Source organism: Haemophilus sp. SZY H56, from assembly GCF_054332415.1.
In genome coordinates this window covers 111960-137769 of the sequence record NZ_JBTGNX010000003.1, presented here as the reverse complement: position 1 = coordinate 137769, position 25810 = coordinate 111960, and the positions used below count along the sequence as shown (strand labels likewise).

Sequence of the window (25810 nt, the reverse complement as noted above, 5' to 3'; positions counted from 1 at the left end):
ATTTGCTATACAATATAGGGCGTGTAATACACGCCCTTTTACTATTTACTCTACTCTGATATTTTTTAAAGGATTTTTCTGTGTCTAATCGCCCACCTCGCTGGCTTATTGCCTTAATCGTGCTGATTAGTTTGCCATTATTACTCCCTTTTTTATATGTTATTGAGCGAGCAGCAAATGTCGGATTGGCTCGCAGCATTGAATTACTTTGGCGTCCAAGAATGTGGGAATTGCTCAGTAATACCTTACTTTTAATGGTATTTGTCACGCTTTTTGCCATTATCCTCGGCACGGCATGTGCTTTTTTATTGGAACGTTATCGCTTCTGGGGAAAAGGCTTTTTCCAAGTCGCCATGACGCTCCCCCTTTGTATCCCCGCTTTTGTGAGTTGTTTTACTTGGATCAGTCTCACTTTTAAAGTGGAAGGCTTTTGGGGAACGATTGGGATTATGACGCTAAGTTCTTTCCCGCTTGCCTATCTTCCCGTCGCTGCTACCTTAAAAAGACTTGACCGCTCTTTAGAAGAAGTGAGCCTTTCATTGGCTAAAAGCTATGCTTACACATTTTGGCATGCGATTTTTCCACAACTCAAACCCGCCATCGGTAGCAGCATATTATTAATTGCGCTTCATATGTTGGTAGAGTTTGGGGCAGTTTCTATTTTAAATTATCAAACCTTCACCACAGCTATTTTCCAAGAATATGAAATGGCCTTTAATAACAACACCGCTGCCTTACTTTCTGGTGTGTTAATGGTGATCTGTATCCTTGTTGTAATGGGTGAAATTCGTTTTAGAGGCACACAAACGCTCTATCAAAGCGGCAAAGGTGTAATACGTCCCTATCCGTTGAAAACGCTATCCGTAGGAAAACAAATTTTAATCGTGGGCTTCTTTACAACCATTTTTATGCTCAGTATTGGTGTACCGATTACTATGCTGATTTATTGGCTAAAAGTAGGAAGCTCTATTAAAAGTGCGGTCGATTTTGGAGAATTTTTTACCGCCTTCACAAATTCATTGACCATATCTATCCTTGGTGCAGCACTTACCGTTATTTGTGCTTTGCCGTTGGTATGGGCCGCAGTACGCTATCGCAGTAAATTAACAATTTGGCTTGATCGAATCCCTTATCTACTTCATGCTGTGCCAGGGCTTGTTATCGCATTATCGTTAGTTTTCTTTACCATCAACTATGCGTATTCCCTTTACCAAACCTTTGCCATGGTTATCGTCGCCTACTTTATGCTTTATCTTCCAATGGCACAAACGACCTTGCGTAGCTCACTTGAACAAATGTCTAGCAACATTGAAAAGGTAGGACAAAGTTTAGGCCGTAGCAACTTTTATATTTTCCGTACCTTAGTTATTCCAGCCATGTTGCCAGGGATTGCAGCCGCCTTTGCTTTAGTGTTCTTAAACTTAATGAAAGAACTCACCGCGACCCTATTGCTGACTCCAAATGACATTAAAACGCTTTCAACTGCGGTGTGGGAATATACGTCCGATGCACAATATGCGGCCGCTACCCCTTATGCCATTATGTTAGTGCTATTTTCAGGGATTCCTGTATTTTTACTGAAACGATACGGTTTTAAATAACGAAAGATAAAAATGACAATATTACTCGATATTAAAAATTTAAATAAATCCTTTAATGGGCACCAGGTTCTACATAACATCTCGCTACAATTAGAGAAAGGTGAAATTCTCTTTCTTCTTGGTGCATCTGGTTGTGGGAAGACAACCTTATTGCGTAGCATTGCTGGTTTTGAACAACCTACAAGTGGGGAGATTTGGTTAAAGAATCAACCTATTTTTAAAGAAAATCTGAATGTGCCAACTCAGCAACGCAAATTAGGCTATGTGGTACAAGAAGGCGTATTATTCCCTCATTTAAATGTTTACCGCAATATTGCTTATGGCTTAGGTGATGGTAAAGGGAAAACTGAAGAGGAAAAACAACGCATACAGGAAGTGATGAAACTGACGGGCATTAGCAGTTTAGCTGACCGTTTCCCTCATCAGCTTTCTGGTGGTCAACAGCAACGTGTTGCACTTGCTCGAGCTCTTGCACCAAGCCCTGAGTTAATCCTGTTTGATGAGCCATTTAGTGCATTAGATGAACATCTAAGAAATCAAATTCGTTACGATATGTTGCAAGTATTAAGAGAAAGTGGTTCCGCTGCCGTATTCGTGACCCATGATCGTGATGAAGCGCTATGCCATGCGGATAAAATTGCAGTGATTCAAGAAGGGAAAATTCTCCAGATTGCGACACCTAAAACGCTCTATTGGTCACCTCAGTATTTGTCTATTGCTAAATTTATTGGGGAAAACATTATTCTTCCTGCAACATTAAAAAACGAAGGCATCGCGACCTGTCAATTAGGTGAAATTGCCATCGAAAATAAAGGAAATAGCCATACGCAAGGTAAAGTTCTATTTCGCCCAGAGCAATTCTCTCTTGCGAAAAAAATCCAAGATCCGAGCGCTTCTTTTAACGGTGAGATTAAACGGATTGAATCAAGAGGACGAGCTATCAATATTTGTATTGATGTTAGCGGTTATAAATTGAATATCAATGAAGAGCTCATTAACGAATATCATACTGGCGAACAAGTCACGCTGTATTTATATGGGAAAGGCGTGTTCTATAATGACTAAAAAAGGCGGAACACATTGTTCCGCCTTTTTATATGATTTAATGACCAAGTGATTTTCGCATTTTGATGTTGAGCATTTCAACTACTGCTGAGAAGCCCATTGCAAAGTAAATGTAGCCTTTTGGAATATGAATATCCAAACTTTCAGCCATTAAACTTACGCCAACCAAAATTAAGAAGGCTAAGGCTAAAATCTTTAATGTTGGATGGGTATCAACAAAATCACCAATTGGTTTGGCCGCACACATCATTACACCTACTGCAATCATAATTGCCAATATCATCACTGGAAGGTGATTTGCCATCCCTACAGCTGTGATTACAGAGTCTAAAGAAAATACGATATCTAAAATCGCAATTTGGATTAGCACACCTAAATAGCTGACTTTCTTCTTATTATTCTCTTCTTCATGATGTGATTCAGGATGCATCGCTTCTTTGATTTCACCTGTACTTTTCACAATCAGAAATAAGCCCCCGAGGAATAAAATCAAATCACGACCTGAAATTTCCTGACCGACTAAAGTGAATAGCGGTTCCGTTAATTTCATCATCCAAGAAAGAGAAATAAGAAGTAAAATACGGGTAATCATCGCTAATCCAAGACCGATAATGCGACCAGATTGGCGTTGATTCGCCGGTAAACGTCCCACTAAAATACTAATAAAAATAATGTTATCGATACCCAAGACGATTTCAAGTGCGGTCAAAGTAAGCAATGAAATCCATGCTTCAGGATCAACAAGCCATTCAAACATAATATGTTCCTATAATAAAATCCGAAAGGTTGGATCATAGACAGTTCGCATAGAAAATCAAGGTTTTTCCTAACTTTTTAAGGTCTCGAAAATCTTTTCTGCTAACGCTTTAGAAATACCGGGTACAGAGGCGATCTCATCCAACGTGGCATTTTTCACACCTTGCAATCCCCCTAAATATTTCAGCAAGGCTTGACGTCGTTTAGCGCCCACCCCTTCAATGGTTTCTAATCCACTTTGGGTAAAGGCTTTTTGGCGTTTTTGACGATGACCGCTAATCGCATGATTATGGCTTTCATCTCGAATATGTTGGATTAAATGCAGCGCAAGACTATCATCCGGCAAATGGATTTCACGATCTTGTTTGCTGATAATCAACACCTCTTGTCCTGCTCGACGATCCACTCCTTTTGCCACACCAATTAAGTGCGGTCGATTTTTATCCCATTTTACGTTGAGGTGATGAAAAACCGCTAAGGCACGATTAAGCTGCCCTTTACCACCATCAATAAAAATAATATCGGGGATTTTATCTTCCTCAAGATCGCGGTCGTAACGTTTCTTTAAGGCTTGCTCCATCGCGGCATAATCATCGCCACCAGTAATGCCTTCAATATTAAAACGGCGATAATCTGATTTCAGTGGGCCTTCTTGATTAAATACCACGCAAGATGCGACGGTTTGATTCCCCATCGTATGACTAATATCAAAACATTCCATACGTTTAATTTCAGGCATATCGAGCAATTCACAAAGCGCCTGATAACGTTCATGCATTCTGGAAGATTGTTTAAGTTGAGTCGCTAAAGCCGCTTTGGCATTAATTTGTGCGAGTTGTAGATATTTACCTTTATCACCTTTAGCAGATTCTTGTATCACAACTTTTCGGCCAGCTTGTTCAGTTAATAAGGCCTCAAGCTCCGCTTTTTCATCTAATTTATGATCCACAATAATACTATTAGGAATACTTCTGCCCTGATGACCTTGCAAATAGAATTGCCCAACAAAAGTGGCTGCGAGTTCAGATAAATCTGTATTAGCAGGCACTTTCGGAAAATAACTGCGATTGCCTAATACTTTACCTTGACGAATAAACATCACTTGAACACAAGCTAAACCGTGCTGATACGCAATAGACATAATATCCATATCGTCCAAACGTTCATTGGAAACAAATTGTTTTTCGATAACCGCACGAACCGCTTGAATTTGATCACGATAGCGTGCAGCTCCTTCAAAATCTAAATCTCGGCTCGCCTGTTCCATTTTACCAATGAGATAATCTAATACTTGCTGATCTTTTCCTTGTAAAAATAGTCGTGCTAATTCAACTTGTTGGTTATATTCTTCATCGCTCACATAACCTGCCACACAAGGTGCAGAACAACGCCCGATTTGATATTGCAAACAAGGGCGGGAACGATTGTTATAAACTGAATTTTCACATTGACGAACAGGGAATAATTTTTGCATTAACGACAAGGTTTCACGCACGGCACCCGCATGAGGATAAGGTCCGAAATACTCGCCTGCAATTTTTTTTGTTCCACGATAAGAAGTTATACGAGGATGACGTTCTTTCGTCAATAAAATAAAAGGATAGGATTTATCATCTCGCAATAATACGTTATAACGAGGTTGATAAAGCTTAATGAAATTATGCTCAAGCAATAATGCTTCTGTTTCTGAAGAGGTAATCGTCGTATCAATATGATGAATTGACGACACCAAGGCTTCTGTTTTTTTGCTGCTTAAGTTTTTTCGGAAATAGCTGGAAAGGCGCTTTTTAAGATCTTTCGCTTTACCCACATAAATAACCTGATCTTTATCGTCATACATACGATACACACCAGGTTTATGAGAAACATCGGATAGAAACTTTTTGGAATCAAACATGAATAAGATTTTTGAAATAAGATGAATCCATAACCTCAAGAAAATTCACTATAAATTATACTGAGTTTAACAATTCAACACTGAAAGAATATTGTAAGAACAACCAAATCAATCTCTACAAGGAAGAGTCAATTTATCATTTCATGACATATGACTCCATAATAGTTAATGTTATTATTGCTAGAAAATTGCTTCTAATCGTACAAATGCACCAAGATGATGATTACGACCCTGACTTCGGTCATTATAGTAATTTAGTTCAGGTTGAATAAACAGCCATTTTCGCCAAATTGGCTGACGCCAGCTTATAAATGGTCCGTATTGGTTTATATCAAATTTATTATGATCTAAATCACCACCAATAAAAATACCGTAACTTAAGCGTTTATCATTTGCAAAATCATGCTGTTGATAAATACTATTTCCCCATGAAATATCTTCGTCGATGTCATGCTCATATTGCAGGTATAAGTTGTTGCCGATAAATGTGTTTACTGAACGGCTATAAGTTGTTTCAAAATTAGTACGAACGTAATGTTTACTATTGCTGCCATAGCGGTAAATTTGTTCTAGCCTAGTCGCAAGATCATCATTAATCTGCCATCCTTTTTCAGCTTTAAAGCGAACATAAACATCCGCTCCTGAGCGAATACCAAGATCCAGATGAGTATCAATGCCTAATTTTTTAATACCATCAGACCAGCGTAAACCAATAGAGGCATTATCGTTACGTGCCTGACTACGATTGTAACTTTTATTGTTATCTAAGGGTTTTTTATACACATTGCCGACATGGTTTTTATCACTAGCCTGGTTTTCCAAATCTTCATCCCCGAATACTAAACTTAATCGCTTCTTCAAACTCGGTAAACGAATTTTACCACGGACCCGCGGTTTAAATGAAAAATGGTCATAATGATTCCATTGGCTATCCATTATTACACGTAATCCTGCCTTAGCTGAATGTTCTGGATCAGGATCGCTTATCCAGCTGTCAATACTTTTTGCCCAACTATTCAACGTAGTTTTAACATTAATATGTTGTTTATCAACCCAAGTATTTTCCTGTTCTTCCGCTTGAGCAAGTTGAGGTATCTGAGTCATACAGAGACATGTCATCAATAAGTTAAATTTTTTCATTTTCTTGTTATCTCTCTTCAATATAGTTCAATCATATAGCAGACATTTTTTCAGCGACCAATTTATTTAAATAGCATCTGATTTATTCAAAGTACATCAAGTGATAGATTGCAGAAGAATCCTTACTTTTTCTAAATCTTCTGCTGTATCCACACCAACAGCTGGGACTTCTTTCGCCAATTCCACATGGATACGCTCACCGTACCACAATACACGGAGTTGCTCTAATTTCTCTAAATTTTCTAACTGCGTTGGTGTCCATTGCACATATTGTTTAATAAAACCTGCACGATAAGCATAAATACCAATATGGCGAAGATACGCATCAGCCAGTTGAGCCTTGGAGGTATCCGCTAATTGCATAAATTGATCACGATCGTAAGGCATCACTGAACGGGAAAAATACAACACATAGCCATCTTTATCCGTAACAACTTTCACCGCGTTTGGGTTAAATAACTCTTCCGCTTCGTGAATTTTCACTGCAAGCGTCGCCATATTCACATTAAATTTCGCTAAATTCTCTGCCACTTGACTCACAATAACGGGAGGAATTAGCGGCTCATCCCCTTGGATGTTTACAATAATTTCATCATCAGCAATACCAAGCTTACTCACTACTTCCGCTAAACGCTCAGTACCAGAATTATGTGCTTCTGATGTCATACACACTTCTGCCCCAAAAGCTTTTGCTGCCTTTTCAACTTGTTCCTTATCTGTCGCAATAATGACTCGGCTCGCGCCTGATTGTTGAGCTTTCTCAAAAACATGTTGAATCATGGGTTTACCGGCAATATCAGCTAAAGGTTTACCTGGTAAGCGACTCGATGCAAAACGAGCAGGGATAATAACTGTAAATGACATAAGTATTCCTTATTCTTTTAATGTTTCGGCTTTTTCTGCCAACAAAACCGGCACGCCGTTTTCAATAGGATACGCCACTTGCTCAAAAGGGCAAATGAGCCGTTGATTTTCTTGATCGTATTTCAATCTTGCCAAACATCGCGGGCAAGCAATCACTTCTAATAATCGAGGATTAAGTTTCTCACGCATATTTCACTCGAATAGAGTTAAACTAAATGACGGATTTTTTCCCACAATTGTGGAAGTTTTTGGCCTTGGTTTTCAACTTCCACAATCTCCGCATCAACCGGAACATACCACCAATTCTCTTTAGCAAAAGCTTGGCATTTTACTGCGTCCTTTTCGGTCATAAAGAGCGGTTGGTTTTCAGCAAGTTTTTCTAATAATTGCGGCTCAAAATGTTGATGATCTTGAAAAGCTTTCGTATTTTCTAAACGAATATTTAAATTTTCCAACATTGTAAAAAAACGTTGAGGATTGCCAATTCCCGCGATGGCTGAACCTTGAGTAAATTCACTTAACAAGCGTTTTTCTGCCGTCACTAAATTAATCGCATAATGAGGAACGAGCGTCATAACCGCATCAGAATAAGCATTTTTTCCGCCATTAGTAATCACAAAGTCCACATTTTTTAAACGACTTGGTAACTCACGCAAAGGCCCTGCAGGTAGCACAAATCCGTTCCCTAAAGCGCGTTCTGCGTCCATCACCACAATTTCAATGTCACGTTGCAACTTATAATGTTGTAATCCATCATCCGAAATAATCAGATCGTAATCCTGTGTTTTCAAAAGTAATTCAATAGCTTGTTGACGATTCGGTGAAATCACCACAGGCACACCTGTTCTTTTAGCAATTAAGACAGGTTCATCGCCCCCTTGAACAGGGTCTGTTTCAGGTGTGACAAGTAAAGGATAGGTTTTAGATTGGCTACCATAGCCACGAGAAATCACGCCTACACGTAATCCTTGTTTTTGTAACGCTTCAACTAGCCACACAACGACAGGTGTTTTACCATTTCCACCAACAGAAAGATTACCAACAATAATGACGGGTTTCGGGGATTTATAAGAGGATAAGATATTAAGAGAAAATAATGCTCGGCGAATTTGGCTAATCAACCAAAATAGCAGTGAAAAAGGAAGGAGCAACCAAGCTAGCTGTGAATTAGAGTACCAAAAAGGCATTTCATTTATCCTATATTGATTTTGGGCGAACACATTGGTTCGCCCTTATTATTTTATCCGCTAAACTGCATACTGTGTAATTGTTTATACACACCATCAAGCGCTAATAAATCTTGATGCGTACCACGTTCTTTAATTTCACCGTGTTCAATGACTAAGATTTCATCGGCATTTTCAATGGTTGATAAACGATGCGCAATCACCAATACCGTACGATCTTTTTTCAGTTCTTCTAATGCAGACTGGATCGCACGTTCAGATTCGGTATCGAGTGCAGAAGTCGCTTCATCTAAAATTAAGACGGGTGAATTACGTAGTAATGCACGAGCAATGGCTAAACGCTGGCGTTGACCACCAGAAAGACTTGCGCCATTCTCACCAATAACGGTATCAAAACCTTGTGGAAGTTTCTCGATAAACTCTAGGGCATAAGCCGCTTTTGCTGCTTCGATAATTTGCTCACGGCTGTATTTATCTTCTGCCGCATAGGCGATATTATTGGCAATCATATCATTAAATAAATGCACTTGTTGAGAAACAACAGAACAATTCTCACGTAAATTAGATAAACGATAATCTTGAATTCTCACGCCATCTAATAAAATCTCACCTTCATCAATATCGTAGAAGCGTGTGACTAGATTAGCAATGGTTGATTTACCCGAACCTGAACGCCCCACTAAAGCCACGGTTTTGCCTGCGGGCACATAGAAAGAGATATTATTTAAGGCTTTCTCTTCTTTACCCTTATAAGCAAAACTGACGTTTTTAAATTCTAAATCACCTTTTGCGGGTTCGGCTTTATATGTGCCATTATCTTTCTCTGTTTCCAAATCTAAGATCGCAAATAATGTCTGACAAGCTGCCATACCGCGTTGGAATTGTGAGTTTACATTCGTCAACGATTTTAATGGACGCATCATCGCTAACATAGAAGAAAAGACGACAGTGAAAGAACCCGCGGTTAAATTATCATCAGCAATTAACGGTGTCGTTGCTAAATAGAGTACTGCGGCTAATGCTAAAGATGCAATCACTTGAACAACTGGATCTGAAATGGCATCTGCCGTTACCATTTTCATGCCTTTACGACGCATATCGTTACTCACTTTATCGAAACGCTCTTCTTCCACTAACTGACCACCAAAAGAAAGCACCACTTTATGTCCTTTTAGCATTTGTTCCGTCGCAGAGGTTAATTCCCCCATAGAGTCTTGCATGTTTTTACTAAGCTTACGGAAGATCTTCGATACAAAACGAATAAGCACCGCAATAACTGGCCCAATGACAAAAAGAACCAAAGTCAGTTCCCAACTGGTGTAGAACATTACTACGAGCAATGAAATTAAATAGGCACCCTCACGTATAATGGTCACTAATGAATTAGAGGAAGAATTGGCAATCATTTCTGAATCGTAAGTAATACGAGAAAGCAATTTCCCCGTTGAATTACGATCAAAGAAGCTTACTGGCATGAACATTAAATGTTTAAACAAACGGCGGCGCATAATCATCACCACTTTGCCAGACACCCAAGCCAAGCAATAGCTGGAAATAAAGTTAGTCACACCACGCAACATAATCATACCAACCACAACAAACGCCATCAGTTTTAGGAAGGAATGATCTGCTTTCCCAAAACCATCATCGAGCAACGGTTTAAGCATATAAATCAGGCCAGAATCAGCTAATGCATTAAAAACGAGAGCGACGGCAGCAACAAATAAACCTGATTTAAAAGGTGAAATCATCGGCCATAAACGCTTAAAAGTTTGCGAGGTTGAAAAATCTTTATCTTGCATAGTTTGTTTTGCATCATATTATCTTAATAAAAATTGGCTGCATTGTACCTGTTATTTCGGGGATAATCCAATTACACGGGCAAACCAAGGTGAAAAATCTCCTCTCGCCTTTTCAATTTCAATGCCCTTTTCAGTAAAATTTAACCTTATATGACCTGAAATAGCGGTATTTTCGACCGCACTTTGATAACGATTTAATCGTTCAATGACGGTTGGATGAGGAAAATTCCACGCATTCCATCGCCCGCTTGAAATTAAGGCTAGATCAGGTTTTGTCTGTGCCAGTAAAATCTCGCCTGTTGAAGTTTTACTACCATGATGTCCTACCTGTAACACATTAATCTTGCCGAGGTTTTCAGCAAAAGATCTTTCTGTTGCCACATCCGCATCACCGGTTAACAGAATCTGATACTGTCCATCCGTGAATAAAATCACGCAAGATTGGGGATTCTCCGCCCTATCGGTTATTTGCGCGGGTGAAAGAATTTTAAAATCAAGCCCTTGCCACTGCCACTGTTTCTCCTGAAGACAAAAAGTGCGGTGCGTTTCGCCATAGTTTTTACGAGAAGGTGTAATCAGTTCAATCTCTGGATATGCGGCTAAAATCGCTTTGGCGCCGCCCGAATGATCATTATCATCATGGCTTAAAATCAAGGTTTCAAGTTCAATGCCTTCTCGTTGAAGATAAGGCAATATTTCCAATTCCACCATAGAAGAGCCACCTATTCCACTCTGCCAAGCAGGCCCTGTGTCATACAATACACCTTTCCCGTCTTTCACAATTAAGGTTGCTAAACCTTGTCCAACATCTAACGTATCTAACTGCCATTTGGGTTTCATGATATATCGATACCCAAGCGTGCCAATACAAAAACAAAAAATAAAAATGACACTACGAAGCGCTTGTTTATACTCTTCTGGTGATAAGATTTTTGTGCTGTTTAATGTGAAAAATCGACTTGATTTTAGCGGTGTGTTTTTTGTTTTCCTTTGAGATGCAAAATACAAACCATATAACATTCCGCCGAAAACAAGGCTTAAAAGTGTGGTCAGAATGAGAGATAAATTAATTGAAATCGGCATGTACCAGCCTTGGAAAAAACTAAGGCATTGTGTAATACCTTGAGCAATCGCATTTGAAAGATGCCAAGAAGAAAATGCACCATTCGTTAATACCGCAAAGAGAATTAAGGGTACAAGTAAGAAACTATACAAGGGCACTGCAATTAAATTTGCTAAGAATCCATTTAACGCCGTACCATTAAAAAAGAAAAGCTGAATAGGCGTGAATAAAATCAGCAGCCCCAACTGCAAATGAAACAAGCCTAAAATCCACCGCACTTTGTTGGATAATTTTTGATGTCGCCATTCAATGATTGATAAGGGAACATATCGGTACCACACAATCAGACAGGTAACGGCACCAATTGAAAGCCAAAAGCTCACCGAAAGCGGCATAAGCGGATCACAAAAAAGCAAAAATACTACCACCAAACACAGCATTTGCAAAGGTGTGTAATATCGCCGAGAAAATTGAAGGATGGCAATAAAAACCAATGCCATCATTGCACGGAAGGTTGGTAAACTAAATCCAGCTAAATAGGCATAACCTAAAGCAATCAATACACCAAAGCAAAGCGGAAACCAGGGCGAAATAAAGCGTGTAGGCAGTGCAAGTTGCAAGAATCGAGCAAAGAAAAAGCCTAAGCCCATTGCTAAACCGATATGGAGTCCTGAAATGGCAATTAAATGTGCTGTATTCGTTTGTTGGTAAATCAGCCACGTTTTATTATCCAGCCAAGCTCGCTCACCAAATGCCAATGCGATAAGTAAACCTTGTAAAGAAAGCCTTTCCGTCTGTTTGAGGCTATTTTGTAGAAAATGTGTGCGGAAAGAAAAATCTTCACCAATTTTGACCGCACTTTTCACATTCCCTACGGCAATAATTCTTTTGGAAAAATACCATTGTTGTCGATCAAACCCTCCATGATTTAATCTCGCCGAAATAGGACGAAGCTTTACATCAGCTCGCCAAACTTCGCCTAACTGTGGCTTTTCAGGTGTTTTCCAATTAATAAAAATCCGTTGTTCTTGCCCATCAAATAAGGACGTTCTTGCAACCAACGTTTGATAATCTTGCTGATGAAAAATTTCTGAGATGTGAAGATCTAAAGCGATTTTATTCGGTAAACTGGAGATTTTTTCTGCTTGAGTCAATAAGGACAAGGCTTGTGAATGCACGTAAGCTAAGGCAAGCAAAAAACAAATGCCGTTAATGCAAAAATTTCTGACTTTAAAATAATTGAACCAATGGAAACAAAATGCAGTCATAACCAACATTAAAATGCTCAGCCCCGCTCGTTGCCAGGTAAACAGTAAAAAATCAGGCACGATAAGCAAAGAAAAGGCTGAAATGATGAGCATGATGCACAGTTGAAATAACGTGAGTTTCATTTGGAGTGTGATCTATCGCGAGAAAATAAGGCAACCTAGCCTTAACCTCATAAATAAACAAATAATTACGCCATTTTTTGCGATCTCGATCGCAAAATTTAAATTTCCAGGTTAAATTTATTTGCTAAATAGATGAAGTTCTGCTATTTATATCGCCCTCAAAATAACAGGGGCTGATCTCAACTATTTTTTAGATGATGAGAACCCATCACAACAACAAGACAGGAAGTCGTAAAAATCTGTACCACAATTAGGAGTTATTATGTCTAAGGCGTCTCTAAGTTTGCTAGATTTAGCAGGTGTTAAACCCTATCAACTAAAGCCTGATGAAGAATACATGAATAAAGATCAAATTCTTCATTTCAGAAAAATTTTAACTGCATGGCACGAACAAATTGTAGAAGAAGCATCAAGAACCGTTGCTCATATGCAAGATGAAGCGTCTAACTTCCCTGATCCTGCAGATCGTGCGACACAAGAAGAAGAATTCAGTCTGGAATTACGCAACCGCGATCGCGAGCGTAAATTAATGAAAAAGATTGAATATACATTGAAAAAATTAGATACCGATGATTTCGGTTATTGCGATTCTTGTGGGGAAGAAATTGGCATCCGTCGTTTAGAAGCGCGCCCTACTGCTGATCTTTGTATTGATTGCAAAACTCTTGCTGAAATTCGTGAAAAACAAGTCGCAGGTTAATTGATTCAAATAACCCAACGAAAAAGTGCGGTCAAAAACAACCGCACTTTTCGTGTTTTTATCAAATGCGCATTTAACATAGAGAATGGAGTAAATTATTCTTACTTATATAAAAAATTTATTTGGTAAAAAAACTAAAAAAGAAACTGAAACCAATATAAATTCGCCTGTCCCCAAAACGGCGCCAAAAACTGAAAAACCAAACGTTTCAAAAACAGAGCGTTCACAACCCAAGATCGCCCCGTCCTCTTCTCACCACAAAAAAACGAACACCCAAGCGCATCGTCACGACAAACATATCGTTAAAGCCTCTTATTTTGGTATTAACCCACGTATGTTTAGCCGTAATGCCATTACCGTGGTAGAAAAATTGCAACGCCAAGGTTATGACGCTTATATCGTTGGTGGTTGTTTGCGTGATTTATTGTTGGGCAAACATCCAAAAGATTTTGATGTAGCAACAAATGCACGTCCCGACCAAATTCAAGCGGTATTCCAACGTCAATGTCGTTTAGTTGGTCGTCGTTTCCGTCTTGCGCATATTATGTTTGGTCGCGATGTGATCGAAGTGGCCACATTCCGTGCTAATCATTCAGATGCGCGCAGTGAAAATCAAGCGAAACAAAGTGATGAAGGGATGTTATTACGTGATAACGTGTATGGCACTATTGAACAAGATGCGGAGCGCCGTGACTTCACCGTAAACGCCCTTTACTACAATCCGCAAGATAATACGTTGCGTGATTACTTCAACGGAATTGATGACCTGAAAAACGGGAAATTACGTCTGATTGGCGATCCGGTTACCCGTTATCAAGAAGATCCTGTGCGTATGTTACGCTCTGTGCGCTTTATGGCGAAATTGGATATGTTCTTGGAAAAACCAAGTGAACAGCCAATTCGTGAGCTTGCACCATTGCTGAAAAATATTCCACCCGCACGTTTATTCGATGAAAGCTTAAAATTATTGCAGTCTGGCAATGGCGTAAAAACCTATAAATTGCTTCGTCAATATGGCTTATTTGAACAGCTTTTCCCGAGCTTAACGCCTTATTTCACCGAAAAAGAAGACAGCCTTGCGGAGCGCATGATTTTAACTTCGTTAAATTCAACTGATGAACGTATTGCCGATAAATTACGTATTAATCCAGCCTTTTTATTTGCGGCATTCTTCTGGTATCCATTACGCGAAAAAGTGGATGTGCTGAAAAATGAAGGTGGCTTAAACAATCACGATGCCTATGCCCTTGCAGGCAATGAAGTGCTTGATCAATTATGCCGATCATTAGCCGCACCTCGTCGTCATACATCCGTCATTCGTGATATTTGGATGTTGCAATTACAACTGCTTAAACGTACCGGTTCTCACCCTGCTCGCACGATGGAACATCAAAAATTCCGTGCAGCCTTTGATTTATTGGCGATGCGTGCTGAAGTGGAAGGCGGTGAAACCGTTGAACTCGCAAAATGGTGGCATGAGTACCAACTCAGCAATCAAGAACAACGTCGTCAATTGGTTCAAGAGCAACAAAAATTGCATCCAGCGCCGAAGAAAAAATATTACCGCAGACGTAAACCTAAGGCGGCTAACTAATGGTTCAAGTATATATCGCCCTTGGCAGCAATTTAAATACGCCGACAGAACAATTAAATTCCGCATTAGAGGCAATTTCTGCGCTGCCTAATACCGAATTACAATCGGTCAGCGGGTTTTATCAAAGCAAACCATTAGGCCCGCAAGATCAACCTGATTATGTGAATGCGGTAGCGATGATTGAAACCACTCGCCCACCTTTAGCTTTGCTCGATGAATTGCAACGCATTGAAAATAAACAAGGTCGCGTACGTTTACGTCGTTGGGGTGAGCGTACACTGGATTTGGATATTCTGCTATACGGCGATCAAATCATTCAAAATGAACGCTTAACCGTGCCTCATTACGATATGAAAAATCGCGAATTCGTGATTGTGCCGCTTAATGATATCGCACAAGATTTGGTTTTACCGGAAGGTGAAAAAGTCGCAGATTTGGTGAAAGCCTTTGAAAATCATCAAATGCATAAAATCAAAAATAGCGAAAAAATTGACCGCACTTAACTCAAAACAAAAGGGCTGATATTCACTATCAGCCCTTCTTTTTTACCTATCAATCTTGGAGGACTCATATAGATAGCGTACGCTTCCTAGCGTGTGCTGATATTTTTGGGAAAGGCACACGTTAAGAAACGTGCGCCATTGCGGAGGGAATCAGATTATTTCCTAAAAAGTTTGCTTAATCCGATGATGGTTTTTTTAGTTACTTTTTTCATTGGTTCGTCAAGCAACTTATGCGGTGAAAACAACGCTACCCCCTCACTCAAGCCATCACTAACAGTTTCGATTAAATCCTGATTTATCGGTTCGGGAGCACGAGAGCGAATTTCACGTGTAATCGCATCAACATTAAAAATTTTCACTTCATCTTTAATTTTGCAATAAACCGAAATCACCGGAATTAAATAAAGCGAAACATTGAATTCTAATTCCTCATCAAGAATTTTGTAATCTTTCTTATTTTTGTCGTCATAAGGTTTTGCATAAATACGCTCTTCTAAAAACTCAAAAACATCTTTTACGTAAAGTTTTTCAATAACTTGATCCAACGAATAACATTTATTCCATTTTGCAATTTTTTTATCTATATTTGCACTAATAATAGCCTCTTGATGTTTTTCTAAATACTTATTGAGTTTTTTATCTATGATATTATCCGGATATTCAAATATATACTCAAAATGCAATTCTTCCTCACCTTTCTCAATAACCGGGACCGTAACTATATTATTTTTTACTGTGAAATGAGCTTCTCCGACTTCCATCGTTAAAATCTTTGATTGATTTTCTAATGAAACAGCTATTTCTTTTTTCGTACTGAATTCAAATTTTACTTTGCGTGTAACATTAATTTTCCAAATTCCACAAAAATCGTGTTTTGTACTTTCCTTCGTAATATCTTCACGATTAACTTTATGAAAACGTTGTAAAATGCGGGGATTTGTGAGGCTTTCAATTACGGTATTTTTTGCCCGCTCATCACTTTCTTTTTGTTTATTGGTCACTTTGTAGATGTTGATGCCATGACGAAAATGACTCAATAATTGACCGCACTTGGTTACTTCTGCCATCGTTTCTCCTTAAATATTCAAATTTACGCCATCATAAATCAAATAATTCTTTCGTCTATTTTTAATTGAAGCGATAACGTCCTTTACTGGGCATTGATTATAGCTAAAATCCGCTTATCTGACACCTGATACTTCGTGCCTAATTGTTGCGCAAATAAACTCACACGCAATTCCTCAATCATATAACGAATTTCCGCAATTTCATCAGAAATTGGTTTAGATTTCGGCAGTTTAGCCAGTAATTGTTGGTAAGCCTGTTGTACTTGCTCTAAGCGTAGCATAGCCGCACGGTCTCGATTTATATCTTGAGCCAGTTTATCAATGCGTTTATCAACGGCTTGCAGATAGCGCTGTAAATCTGGTAGGCGATCATAACCGCTCTTTTGCACCAAACCTGGATAAATCAATCCGCCTAACTGCGCCTTAATATCAGAAAAGGCAAAGGCCATGGTGAAATCCATTTTGCCTTTTAAACGTTGGTTTAAGGCGTGATTGAGAGAGAGGATTTGTTCCACTTTCTGCGCGATATCCACGGTCACTTCATTCAGATTTTCTCGAACAAAATCACGCAATTTTTCAAAACCTGCTTCATCCCAAACAAACCCGCCAAAATCGGCAATCAGTTTATCCACCGCACAAGCGATACAGTCATCAATCAAATCCAACACGCGACCGAACGGAGTAAAATACAGACCTAATTTAGCCTTATTCGGCAATTTTTCATGCAGATATTTAATCGGTGACGGTACATTGAGCAACAATAAGCGGCGCAAACCTTGTTGCATCGCCACCGCTTGCTCAAATTCTGTTTCAAACAGTTTGATACCAACCGCATCTTTTTCATCTACGATGGCCGGGAACGCTTTGACGCTGAAACCACGTTGTTTTTGTTCGTAACATTGTGGCAGCTCTGCAAAGCTCCAAATATGCAGCCCGCTTTGTTCAATACCATCATCTGCCACAGCAGAAATACTTTCCTGTACGCGATCTTTTAAGTTGAATTTCAGCTCATCCAAATTCATGGATTCAGCGATTTTCTTGCCGTTTTCATCCACCACACGGAACGTCATTTTCAAATGGCTTGGAATTTGTTCCCAATTCCAATGTTCCGCTTCTACAGTAACGCCCGTCATACGACGTAATTCATAAATTAGCGTATCTAATAACGGTTTTTCCAATGGCACTGCTCGGCTTAAAAAAGCTTGGGCATAATTAGGTGCCGGCACGAAGTTACGGCGATAAGATTTCGGCAGCGATTTAATCAATGCAATCACCAGTTCTTCCCGCAAGCCCGGAATTTGCCAATCAAACCCCGTCATTTCCACTTGATTGAGCAACGGCAACGGAATATGCACAGTCACACCATCTGCATCGGTACCCGGTTCAAATTGATAAGTTAATTTGAGTTTCAAATTACCTTGATGCCAGAAATTCGGGAAATCCAGCTTGCTCACTTGTTCCGCATCATCATTAATTAAGAATGAACGTTCAAAATTAAGCAATTCAGGATCTTTTTGCTGCGCCTTTTTCCACCATGTATCAAAATGTTTTTGAGAAACCACTTCTGTGCCAATACGCTGATCGTAAAATTCAAAAAGCGTGCGATCATCCACCAAAATATCGCGGCGGCGGCTTTTGTGTTCCAACTCTTCCACTTCTCGAACGAGTCGTTGATTTTCTTTGAAGAATTTATGTTTGGTATTCCAATCCCCTTCCACTAAGGCAGATTGAATAAAGATCTCACGGCTTACCGTTGGATCGATAGAGCCGTAATTCACTGGTCGCGCAGCCACAATCGGCACTCCGTAAAGCGTCACTTTCTCATCTGCAATCACCGCCCCACGAGATTTTGACCAACGCGGTTCAGAATAGGATTTTTTAATTAAATGCTCGGCTAGTGGCTCGATCCATTCTGGCTCGATTTCTGCCACCATACGCCCCCAAAGTTTGGAGGTTTCCACTAACTCTGCCGCCATCACCCATTTCGGTTGTTTTTTGAAAAGTACAGAATTGGGGAAAATTGCAAAATGGGCATTACGTGCGCCAAGATATTGTTGTTTCTCTGCTTCTTTTAAACCGATATGAGAAAGCAAACCGCTTAAAAGTGCGGTATGAATTTGCTGATATTCTGCTTTTTCGGAATTAATCGGCAAACCCATTTCACGTACAGTTAAACGAATTTGATGATAAATATCCTGCCATTCACGAATACGTAAATAATTTAAGAAATCCTTTTGGCATTGGCGACGGAATTGGTTTTTACTCAATTCTTTTTGTTGTTCTTGTAGATAACGCCAAAGATTGAGGAAAGCCAAGAAATCTGATTTTTTATCGGCAAAACGACGATGTTTTTCATCAGAAGCTTGCTGTTTTTCTTGTGGACGCTCGCGCGGATCTTGAATGGATAACGCTGCAACAATAATCATTACTTCATGCAACGCATCTTGTGAAACAGCACTCAACAACATTTTCGCTAAACGTGGATCCACAGGGAATTGCGATAATTGACGACCTGCAGCCGTTAATTGACGCTTCTCTCCAGATTTGGTGCGAACGATTTCAAACGCACCCAATTCTTCCAACAATTTTATACCATCTTGAATATGGCGTTTATCTGGCGAATCCACAAATGGGAAGGCTTCAATATCATCCAAACCCAATGCCGTCATTTGCAAAATAACGGAGGCTAAATTGGTGCGCAGAATTTCAGGATCGGTAAACTCCGGACGAGAATTAAAATCCTCTTCCGAATATAAACGAATACAAATCCCTTCACTTACACGACCACAACGACCTTTACGCTGATTAGCAGATGCCTGTGAAATGGGTTCAATCGGTAAACGTTGTACTTTGGTGCGATAGCTATAACGGGAAATTCGCGCAGTACCTGGGTCAATTACATATTTAATGCCCGGCACGGTCAATGAGGTTTCTGCGACGTTGGTCGCCAACACGATGCGATTTAATCCGCTCGGATGGAAAATTTTATTTTGTTCTTGCGCAGACAAGCGTGCAAAGAGCGGTAGAATTTCCGTGTGTTTTAGGTTTTGTTTTTGTAAAGCTTCGGCGGTATCGCGAATTTCACGCTCACCGTTCATAAAGATCAAGATATCGCCCCGACCTTCTGCTTGCAGTTCATCCACTGCGTTGAGAATGCTTTGTAGCTGATCTTGATCGTCTTCTTCCACTACGGGACGATAACGCACTTCAACAGGATAGGTTCTACCTGAGACTTCAATAATCGGCGCATTGTTAAAGTGTTTAGAAAAGCGTTCCACATCAATGGTCGCGGATGTGATGATGAGTTTTAAATCACGACGACGTGGTAAAAGTTGTTTCAGATAACCGAGAATAAAATCGTTATTTAGGCTACGTTCGTGGGCTTCATCAATAATCAAACAAGAATATTGGTTGAGAAAACGATCGTTTTGAATTTCTGCTAACAGGATCCCGTCAGTCATCAACTTGATTTGCGTATCATCACTGATTTGATCGTTAAAACGAACCTTATAACCAACTAAATCGCCAAGCTCCGTTTCCAGTTCTTCCGCAATACGCGCCGCCACCGAACGAGCAGCAATACGGCGTGGTTGAGTATGACCAATCATGCCTAAATTGCCGAAACCTAATTCCAAACACATTTTCGGCAATTGAGTGGTTTTACCTGAACCGGTTTCCCCTGCCACCACGATGACCTGATGCTCAGAAAGCAGTTTTTGAATTTCGGCTTTGCGTTGGCTAACGGGCAAACTCTCTGGAAAAACAATCGGATTTTTGACCGCACTTTTACGATTTTCTACACGCAATTGAGCCTGTTCAATCTGCATCTGGATTTCTGCGGCAACGGCTTGCTGAGCCTCTTGGCTTTTAATTTTTCCAATACCATGAATGCGGGCGGATAAACGACGTTGATCCACCAGCATAATATCCTTGAGTTTCGAAAAGAGAGATTGTTGTATCGGATTTAATTCACGTTTGATTGATTTGTTCTTCATACTGATTTACTTTTAAAACCACCGTAAGCCAAGCAAAGCCAACCAATTAAAAAGAGCGTGCCTCCAATCGGTGTCACCCAAACGAGAAATTTGCCCGCACCAAGCGCAAGCGCATAAAGGCTACCGCTAAAGAGCAGAATACCGTACACCCAAGTCCCTGCAGCAAGATTAACTATTTTGTTTGCAACCAATGATTCACGGCATAATTGCAAAATGCCAATCGCTAAAATCGCAATGGTGTGGAACATTTGATATTTCACACCCGTTTCAATCCAGGCTAACTCTTTAGGTTCTAAAACCTTGCTTAATCCATGTGCCGCAAAAGCACCAATTGTCACACACAAAAAACCGCTCAATCCCGCGATAAATAACCATTTGTTTTTCATTTAAAATTTTCCTATTAATACAGCTAAAATCCCTGCGGCGATTAAAGGTCCCACTGGAATACCGCCTAAGAAAGACACACCAATAATCGTACCAATTAATAATCCTGTCACCAAAACAGGTTGTTCACTCATTAATGGCACCCCTTTCCCCGCAAGCCATGCGACGAATACCCCGGTTAAAATAGAAACGCCCATTTTCCAGTTTAAAAATGAACTGAGATCGGGCAGTTGGATTTTTCCCGACACTAACGGTGCTAGGACACCAATCGTTAAAATGATGATCCCGATTTTGACTCCGTATTGTTCGAGTATAGGAATGTATTTGGATAATAAGGTTTGCTGCATAATTAACAGCACGGCGGCTGAGATGGTAATCGCGCTATTTTGGCTAATTAAACCTAAAACAATTAAGAAAACCAATAACAACGCGACCATATTGAATTGTAATGTCATAATACCTCTAAAGTGCGGTCAAAAAACTGACCATTTTTATGCGTGTAAAGTTTTTGTAAATTATACCAATTTCTTGCTTTTCTGTGTTTTTTATTTAGTGAAAAAAGGCTAGAATACAAGTCAACTTTCTTCTCATACTCCCTGTTTTTACTAAGGTTTTTTGCCCTATGTCGAATGTCGTCAGCCCTGAATTAATTAAAACTGTTGTCCTGCTTGCTACCAGTGTCACTATCGTGCCGCTTTTTAAGCGTATTGGCTTAGGTAGCGTGTTGGGTTATTTAGTGGCAGGCTGTTTAATTGGTCCTTCCGTGTTCGGTGTAGTGAAAGATGCAGAATCGATTCTGCATATGGCCGAACTGGGCGTGGTGATGTTCTTATTTATTATCGGTTTGGAGATGCATCCAGAACGTTTATGGGCGATGCGAAAAGCGATCTTTGGACGGGGCTTTCTACAAGTCGGGCTATGTGGCGTTCTGCTTACCTTTGCAGGTATCTATATTTTAAATCTTCCTAAAGAGGTCGCATTTATTGCGGGTATGGGCTTTACGCTTTCTTCCACCGCTATTGTGATGCAGGTATTAGAAGAACGCGGGATTACGAATACACCAAAAGGCCAACGAGTTATTTCTACCTTAATTTTTGAAGATTTATCCATTGTGCCATTATTGGCATCTATTGCCTTTTTAACGCCTGAAACCAAACATATTGAACATCAAACCAACTGGACATCCATCGCTATTGCACTCGGCGCCGTTGTCGGTTTAGTCGTTGCGGGTAAATGGTTAATGAACCCAATTTTCCGTTTGATTTCCAAAGCTCATATTCGCGAAATGATGACAGCTGCCGCCTTACTTGTGGTGTTAGGTGCTGCATTGGCAATGGAAGCGAGCGGCCTTTCAATGGCGATGGGCGCATTCGTTGCAGGTGTAATGCTTTCAGAATCCGCATTCCGTCACCAATTAGAAGCCGATATTGAACCATTCCGTGGTTTATTGCTCGGTCTCTTCTTTATGGGCGTGGGAATGTCGCTTGACCTCAGTTTAGTCTTCAATGATGCGGTTTGGTTGTTAGGTATCGTATGCCTTTACATCGTCGGCAAAGCCTTAGCCGTTTATACCGTGGCGCGTATTACAAAACTTGACCGTACCGAATCGGTTGGACGAATGACCATCATGGCGCACGGTGGTGAATTTGCATTCGTACTCTTCTCTGCTGCGACTACTGCAGGCGTGATGACAAAAGATCAAAATGCGACTTTTACCGCTGCAGTCATTATCTCAATGTTATTCTCACCATTGATTGGCTTATTAATGCGTAAAATCAACCAACGCAAATCAGCGAATCAAGAGGAAAAAGTCGATACTAGCGATCTCGATCCAATTGTGGATTTAGAAGATAGCGTGCTCGTGATTGGTTTTGGTCGTTTCAGCCAAATCGTGTGTCAATCGCTTCTTGTTCGTGGTATTAACGTATCGGTGATTGACCGTAACATCGAAAACATTCGTGCGGCAGCTAAATTTGGTTTTAAAGTTTATTACGGTGACGGTATTCGCCTTGATGTTTTACGTGCAGCGGGTATCGAAAAAGCTAAATGTGTTGTCATCGGGATTAACGATACACAACGTATTGAAAACATCGTTCAGAATTTGAAAGATGCTTATCCGAAACTCCCAATATTGGCGCGAACTTATGACCGCCAAACAACCGTGAGTCTTATTAAGCTAGATGTGGACTTTATTGTACGTGAGACCTTTGAGTCTGCCCTCACGCTCAGTCATGCAGCGTTAATGCAATTAGGTGTAAACAAAATTGAAGCAGATGAAATCATTGCGGAAGTTCGTTATTTAGATCAAGAACGCTTAAATGAAGAAGTTTTACATGGTTTCTCAACAGACATCATCCGAAAATATTGGATGCCTAAACCCTTCATCAAACCACATTCTGATGCTAAAGCATTAAATGAAGAAGCAGCGGAAATCTTAGAAAAAGAAGATGAGATCAATGATGAAGCTGCGGCGAAACCCTTCTTCATGATGATTCTGAAACCGAAAAACAAAAAGAAGTCGAATAACAAAAAAGCCCGATAAATCATTATCGGGCTTTTTATTAGGCTTTCATTGTCACAACCCAGCAGTTGTGGATTTGTTTATTTCGCTCAAAATCAAGCGGTAAGGTTTTCGCTGAAATTTCGACCGCACTTAATCCTAATTCATCTAACGCCTCAAAATCCATTTTAAAACCACGTTTATTGTTCGAGAACACGATGGTGCCGTTAGGACGTAAAATACGCTTAAGATTACGCATTAATTTGATGTGATCACGTTGTACATCCCAACTGTCTTCCATACGCTTAGAATTCGAGAATGTTGGCGGATCCACGAAAATCAAATCAAACTGGCAATCACATTTCTCTAACCACTGCAAACAATCTGCCTGGATGAGCTTGTGCTGCTTGCCTTCAATATCATTTAAAATCAGGTTTTGCTCTGCCCAGTTTAAATAAGTGTTAGACATATCCACGGTTGTTGTCGATTTTGCCCCACCTAATGCTGCGTGAACCGTTGCTGAACCGGTATAAGCAAAAAGATTGAGGAAATCTTTGCCTTTTGCCATTTCACCAAGTATTTTACGGGTTAAACGATGATCTAAGAATAATCCTGTATCTAAATAATCCGTTAAATTCACCCAAAGCTGTGCGCCGTATTCATTTACATAGAAATATTCGCCTTTATTGGCCAATTTTTCATATTGATTGGTGCCTTTTTGTTTTTGACGGACTTTCAAAATCAGTTTATTGGTTTCAATACCAGTGACTTGCAAGGTTGCAGTCACTGCATCCAATAAACGTTGACGGGCTTTATTTTCATCAATATTTTTCGGGGCGGCATACTCTTGCACCACGATATGATCGCCATAACGATCCACCGCTACGTTATATTCCGGTAAATCAGCATCATATAAACGATACGCATCAAGGCCTTGCTGTTTCGCCCATTTTTCAATTTTCTTGATATTTTTTTGCAAGCGATTCGCAAAATCCACCGCGACCGTTGAAGTGCGGTCAAATTCAAGCGGATTTTCAACCGCACTTTCTTTGCGCTCGGAAATTTGATAATTCTTCTGAACACAATCTAATGGGCCATTTTTCGCTTTAAATTGACGATAAGAACGCATACGCAAGCAATCAAGCAACGTAGATTCACTACTGAAAATCGATGCATTCCAACCACCAAATTCATTTTTAAGACGTTGTCCAAAGACTGAATATAGTGCAATCAACGCAGGGGTTGTGCCTAAACGTTCACCGTAAGGTGGGTTACAAATCACTGTTCCCACTTCATCTGGGCTTGGATTCTTTAATGCGGCGACATCACCTTGTTTCCACTGGATTAAATGTGCCACACCTGCATTTTGTGCATTTTTTTGTGCTTTTTTCAGTACGCGATGATCGAGATCGAAGCCATAAAAATGCGGTTTTAGATTTTGATTAAAATAAGTTTCCGCTTGTTGTACCGCCTCTGCTTTCACCTTATCCCAAGCATCTTGATTATGCCCTTTCCAGCAATCAAAGCCCCAATGTAAACGATGTAATTGCGGTGCAATTTGTGCTTCCATCTGTGCCGCTTCAATTAGCAAGGTGCCAGAACCACACATTGGATCCACTAACGGTGTTCCTTTTTTCCAACCTGAACGAAGCACAATCGCGGCGGCTAAGGTTTCACGTAAAGGCGCTTGCCCTGTATCTTCACGATAGCCACGCAAATGCAATGCTTCACCACTTAAATCGAGTGAAACAACGAGTTCTTCTTTATTTAAATAAGCATGAATTCGAATATCCGGATAGTCTTTATCCACATTTGGGCGCGCTTTCCCTTGGCGTTCAAAATAATCCACAATGGCATCTTTCACACGCATCGCACCAAATTGGGTGTGACGAATTTCTTGGTTTGTCCCGTTGAAATCAACAAAAAATGTGGCTTTCTCGTCAAAATAACTTAACCAATCTTGCCCTGTCACAATTGAATACAAGTCTAAATCACTGTATACCTTGCCATTTACAATAGGTAACAAAATACGTGAAGCTAAACGTGACCATAGTAAGCTTCGATAAAGTGTTTCATCATCAGCCTGAAAATGTACGCCGCCTTGTGCAATTTTACATTCTGTTGCACCAAGCTCAGCCAGTTCGACTTTTAAGAGTTCTTCAAAACCACGGGCAGTTGTGGCAAATAGTTGTTTCATGCGTTTTCTCGATAGGGAAAAATTGGGCGGATTATAGCACGAAAGTGCGGTTAAATTTGGGGATATTTCAAGAATATTCCCCCTCTTTTGTAAAGAGGGGGCGA

General features: G+C 40.0%; 19 protein-coding genes. 6 read left to right on the top strand and 13 right to left on the bottom strand.

The features are described 5' to 3' along the window. Window positions 1-80 precede the first annotated feature (80 nt). Together ACXVWP_RS03680 and ACXVWP_RS03675 are read left to right on the top strand one after the other, a co-directional pair. Complete coding sequence (locus ACXVWP_RS03680; protein WP_289901240.1) at window positions 81-1601, top strand: ABC transporter permease; 1521 nt, start codon at window positions 81-83, stop codon at window positions 1599-1601. Between the two features lie 12 nt (window positions 1602-1613). Beyond that, a complete protein-coding gene (locus tag ACXVWP_RS03675; protein ID WP_289901241.1) occupies window positions 1614-2666 on the top strand; it encodes an ABC transporter ATP-binding protein in 1053 nt (350 codons plus the stop codon). 37 nt (window positions 2667-2703) lie between these two features. Here ACXVWP_RS03675 and ACXVWP_RS03670 read toward each other — a convergent pair whose 3' ends face one another. The 8 genes from ACXVWP_RS03670 to ACXVWP_RS03635 all read right to left on the bottom strand — a co-directional run bounded on the left by ACXVWP_RS03670 (window position 2704) and on the right by ACXVWP_RS03635 (window position 12766). After that, window positions 2704-3423: a TerC family protein gene (locus ACXVWP_RS03670; RefSeq protein WP_289901242.1), complete on the bottom strand. Its 720-nt coding sequence runs from the start codon at window positions 3421-3423 to the stop codon at window positions 2704-2706. Between the two features lie 69 nt (window positions 3424-3492). Then, window positions 3493-5319 carry an excinuclease ABC subunit UvrC gene (uvrC, locus tag ACXVWP_RS03665; RefSeq protein WP_297568640.1) on the bottom strand — a complete coding sequence of 609 codons (1827 nt, stop codon included), beginning with the start codon at window positions 5317-5319 and terminating at the stop codon, window positions 3493-3495. 180 nt (window positions 5320-5499) lie between these two features. Continuing rightward, window positions 5500-6459: a hypothetical protein gene (locus ACXVWP_RS03660; protein WP_289901244.1), complete on the bottom strand. Its 960-nt coding sequence runs from the start codon at window positions 6457-6459 to the stop codon at window positions 5500-5502. A gap of 96 nt (window positions 6460-6555) precedes the next feature. Next, complete coding sequence (gene kdsB / locus ACXVWP_RS03655; RefSeq protein ID WP_297568637.1) at window positions 6556-7323, bottom strand: 3-deoxy-manno-octulosonate cytidylyltransferase; 768 nt, start codon at window positions 7321-7323, stop codon at window positions 6556-6558. Window positions 7324-7332: 9 nt separating this feature from the next. Further along, window positions 7333-7512 carry a Trm112 family protein gene (locus ACXVWP_RS03650; protein ID WP_005696424.1) on the bottom strand — a complete coding sequence of 60 codons (180 nt, stop codon included), beginning with the start codon at window positions 7510-7512 and terminating at the stop codon, window positions 7333-7335. Window positions 7513-7529: 17 nt separating this feature from the next. Next, window positions 7530-8510, bottom strand: a complete 981-nt coding sequence (gene lpxK, locus ACXVWP_RS03645) for a tetraacyldisaccharide 4'-kinase (RefSeq protein WP_297568633.1) — start codon at window positions 8508-8510, stop codon at window positions 7530-7532. A gap of 53 nt (window positions 8511-8563) precedes the next feature. Then, on the bottom strand, window positions 8564-10312 hold the full coding sequence (gene msbA, locus ACXVWP_RS03640; protein ID WP_297568630.1) for a lipid A ABC transporter ATP-binding protein/permease MsbA: 1749 nt from the start codon (window positions 10310-10312) through the stop codon (window positions 8564-8566). 51 nt (window positions 10313-10363) lie between these two features. Continuing rightward, window positions 10364-12766, bottom strand: coding sequence for a DNA internalization-related competence protein ComEC/Rec2 (locus ACXVWP_RS03635; RefSeq protein ID WP_458473257.1), 2403 nt, complete (start codon window positions 12764-12766; stop codon window positions 10364-10366). 262 nt (window positions 12767-13028) lie between these two features. Between ACXVWP_RS03635 and dksA the strand changes: the two genes are divergently transcribed. The 3 genes from dksA to folK all read left to right on the top strand — a co-directional run bounded on the left by dksA (window position 13029) and on the right by folK (window position 15563). After that, window positions 13029-13466: an RNA polymerase-binding protein DksA gene (gene dksA, locus ACXVWP_RS03630; RefSeq protein WP_128787527.1), complete on the top strand. Its 438-nt coding sequence runs from the start codon at window positions 13029-13031 to the stop codon at window positions 13464-13466. Window positions 13467-13701: 235 nt separating this feature from the next. Then, the gene (pcnB, locus tag ACXVWP_RS03625; protein ID WP_297568656.1) at window positions 13702-15060 is read left to right on the top strand and encodes a polynucleotide adenylyltransferase PcnB; all 1359 of its coding nucleotides are present in this window, start codon (window positions 13702-13704) and stop codon (window positions 15058-15060) included. Beyond that, window positions 15060-15563, top strand: coding sequence for a 2-amino-4-hydroxy-6-hydroxymethyldihydropteridine diphosphokinase (gene folK, locus ACXVWP_RS03620; protein ID WP_128787529.1), 504 nt, complete (start codon window positions 15060-15062; stop codon window positions 15561-15563). Before pcnB ends, folK begins: the two co-directional genes overlap by 1 nt. A 155-nt stretch (window positions 15564-15718) precedes the next feature. On the opposite strand, the gene ACXVWP_RS03615 is transcribed toward folK, so the two are convergent. The 4 genes from ACXVWP_RS03615 to ACXVWP_RS03600 form a co-directional block, all read right to left on the bottom strand. Beyond that, window positions 15719-16630 carry a hypothetical protein gene (locus tag ACXVWP_RS03615; RefSeq protein ID WP_289901250.1) on the bottom strand — a complete coding sequence of 304 codons (912 nt, stop codon included), beginning with the start codon at window positions 16628-16630 and terminating at the stop codon, window positions 15719-15721. Window positions 16631-16713: 83 nt separating this feature from the next. Next, the gene (hrpA, locus tag ACXVWP_RS03610) at window positions 16714-20625 is read right to left on the bottom strand and encodes an ATP-dependent RNA helicase HrpA (RefSeq protein WP_297568620.1); all 3912 of its coding nucleotides are present in this window, start codon (window positions 20623-20625) and stop codon (window positions 16714-16716) included. Continuing rightward, complete coding sequence (locus tag ACXVWP_RS03605; RefSeq protein ID WP_128787532.1) at window positions 20622-21011, bottom strand: DUF423 domain-containing protein; 390 nt, start codon at window positions 21009-21011, stop codon at window positions 20622-20624. The genes hrpA and ACXVWP_RS03605 overlap by 4 nt, the downstream gene beginning before the upstream one ends. Next, window positions 21012-21464 carry a DUF441 domain-containing protein gene (locus tag ACXVWP_RS03600; RefSeq protein WP_065243362.1) on the bottom strand — a complete coding sequence of 151 codons (453 nt, stop codon included), beginning with the start codon at window positions 21462-21464 and terminating at the stop codon, window positions 21012-21014. A 167-nt stretch (window positions 21465-21631) separates the two neighbouring features. On the opposite strand from ACXVWP_RS03600, the gene ACXVWP_RS03595 reads away from it, so the two are divergent. After that, window positions 21632-23551 carry a monovalent cation:proton antiporter-2 (CPA2) family protein gene (locus tag ACXVWP_RS03595; protein ID WP_297568616.1) on the top strand — a complete coding sequence of 640 codons (1920 nt, stop codon included), beginning with the start codon at window positions 21632-21634 and terminating at the stop codon, window positions 23549-23551. Between the two features lie 19 nt (window positions 23552-23570). Here the strand turns inward: ACXVWP_RS03595 and rlmKL are convergent, their stop codons facing one another. After that, window positions 23571-25706 (bottom strand): bifunctional 23S rRNA (guanine(2069)-N(7))-methyltransferase RlmK/23S rRNA (guanine(2445)-N(2))-methyltransferase RlmL, encoded by a 2136-nt coding sequence (rlmKL, locus tag ACXVWP_RS03590; protein ID WP_289901253.1) that lies wholly within the window; start codon window positions 25704-25706, stop codon window positions 23571-23573. Between the last annotated feature and the right edge of the window lie 104 nt (window positions 25707-25810).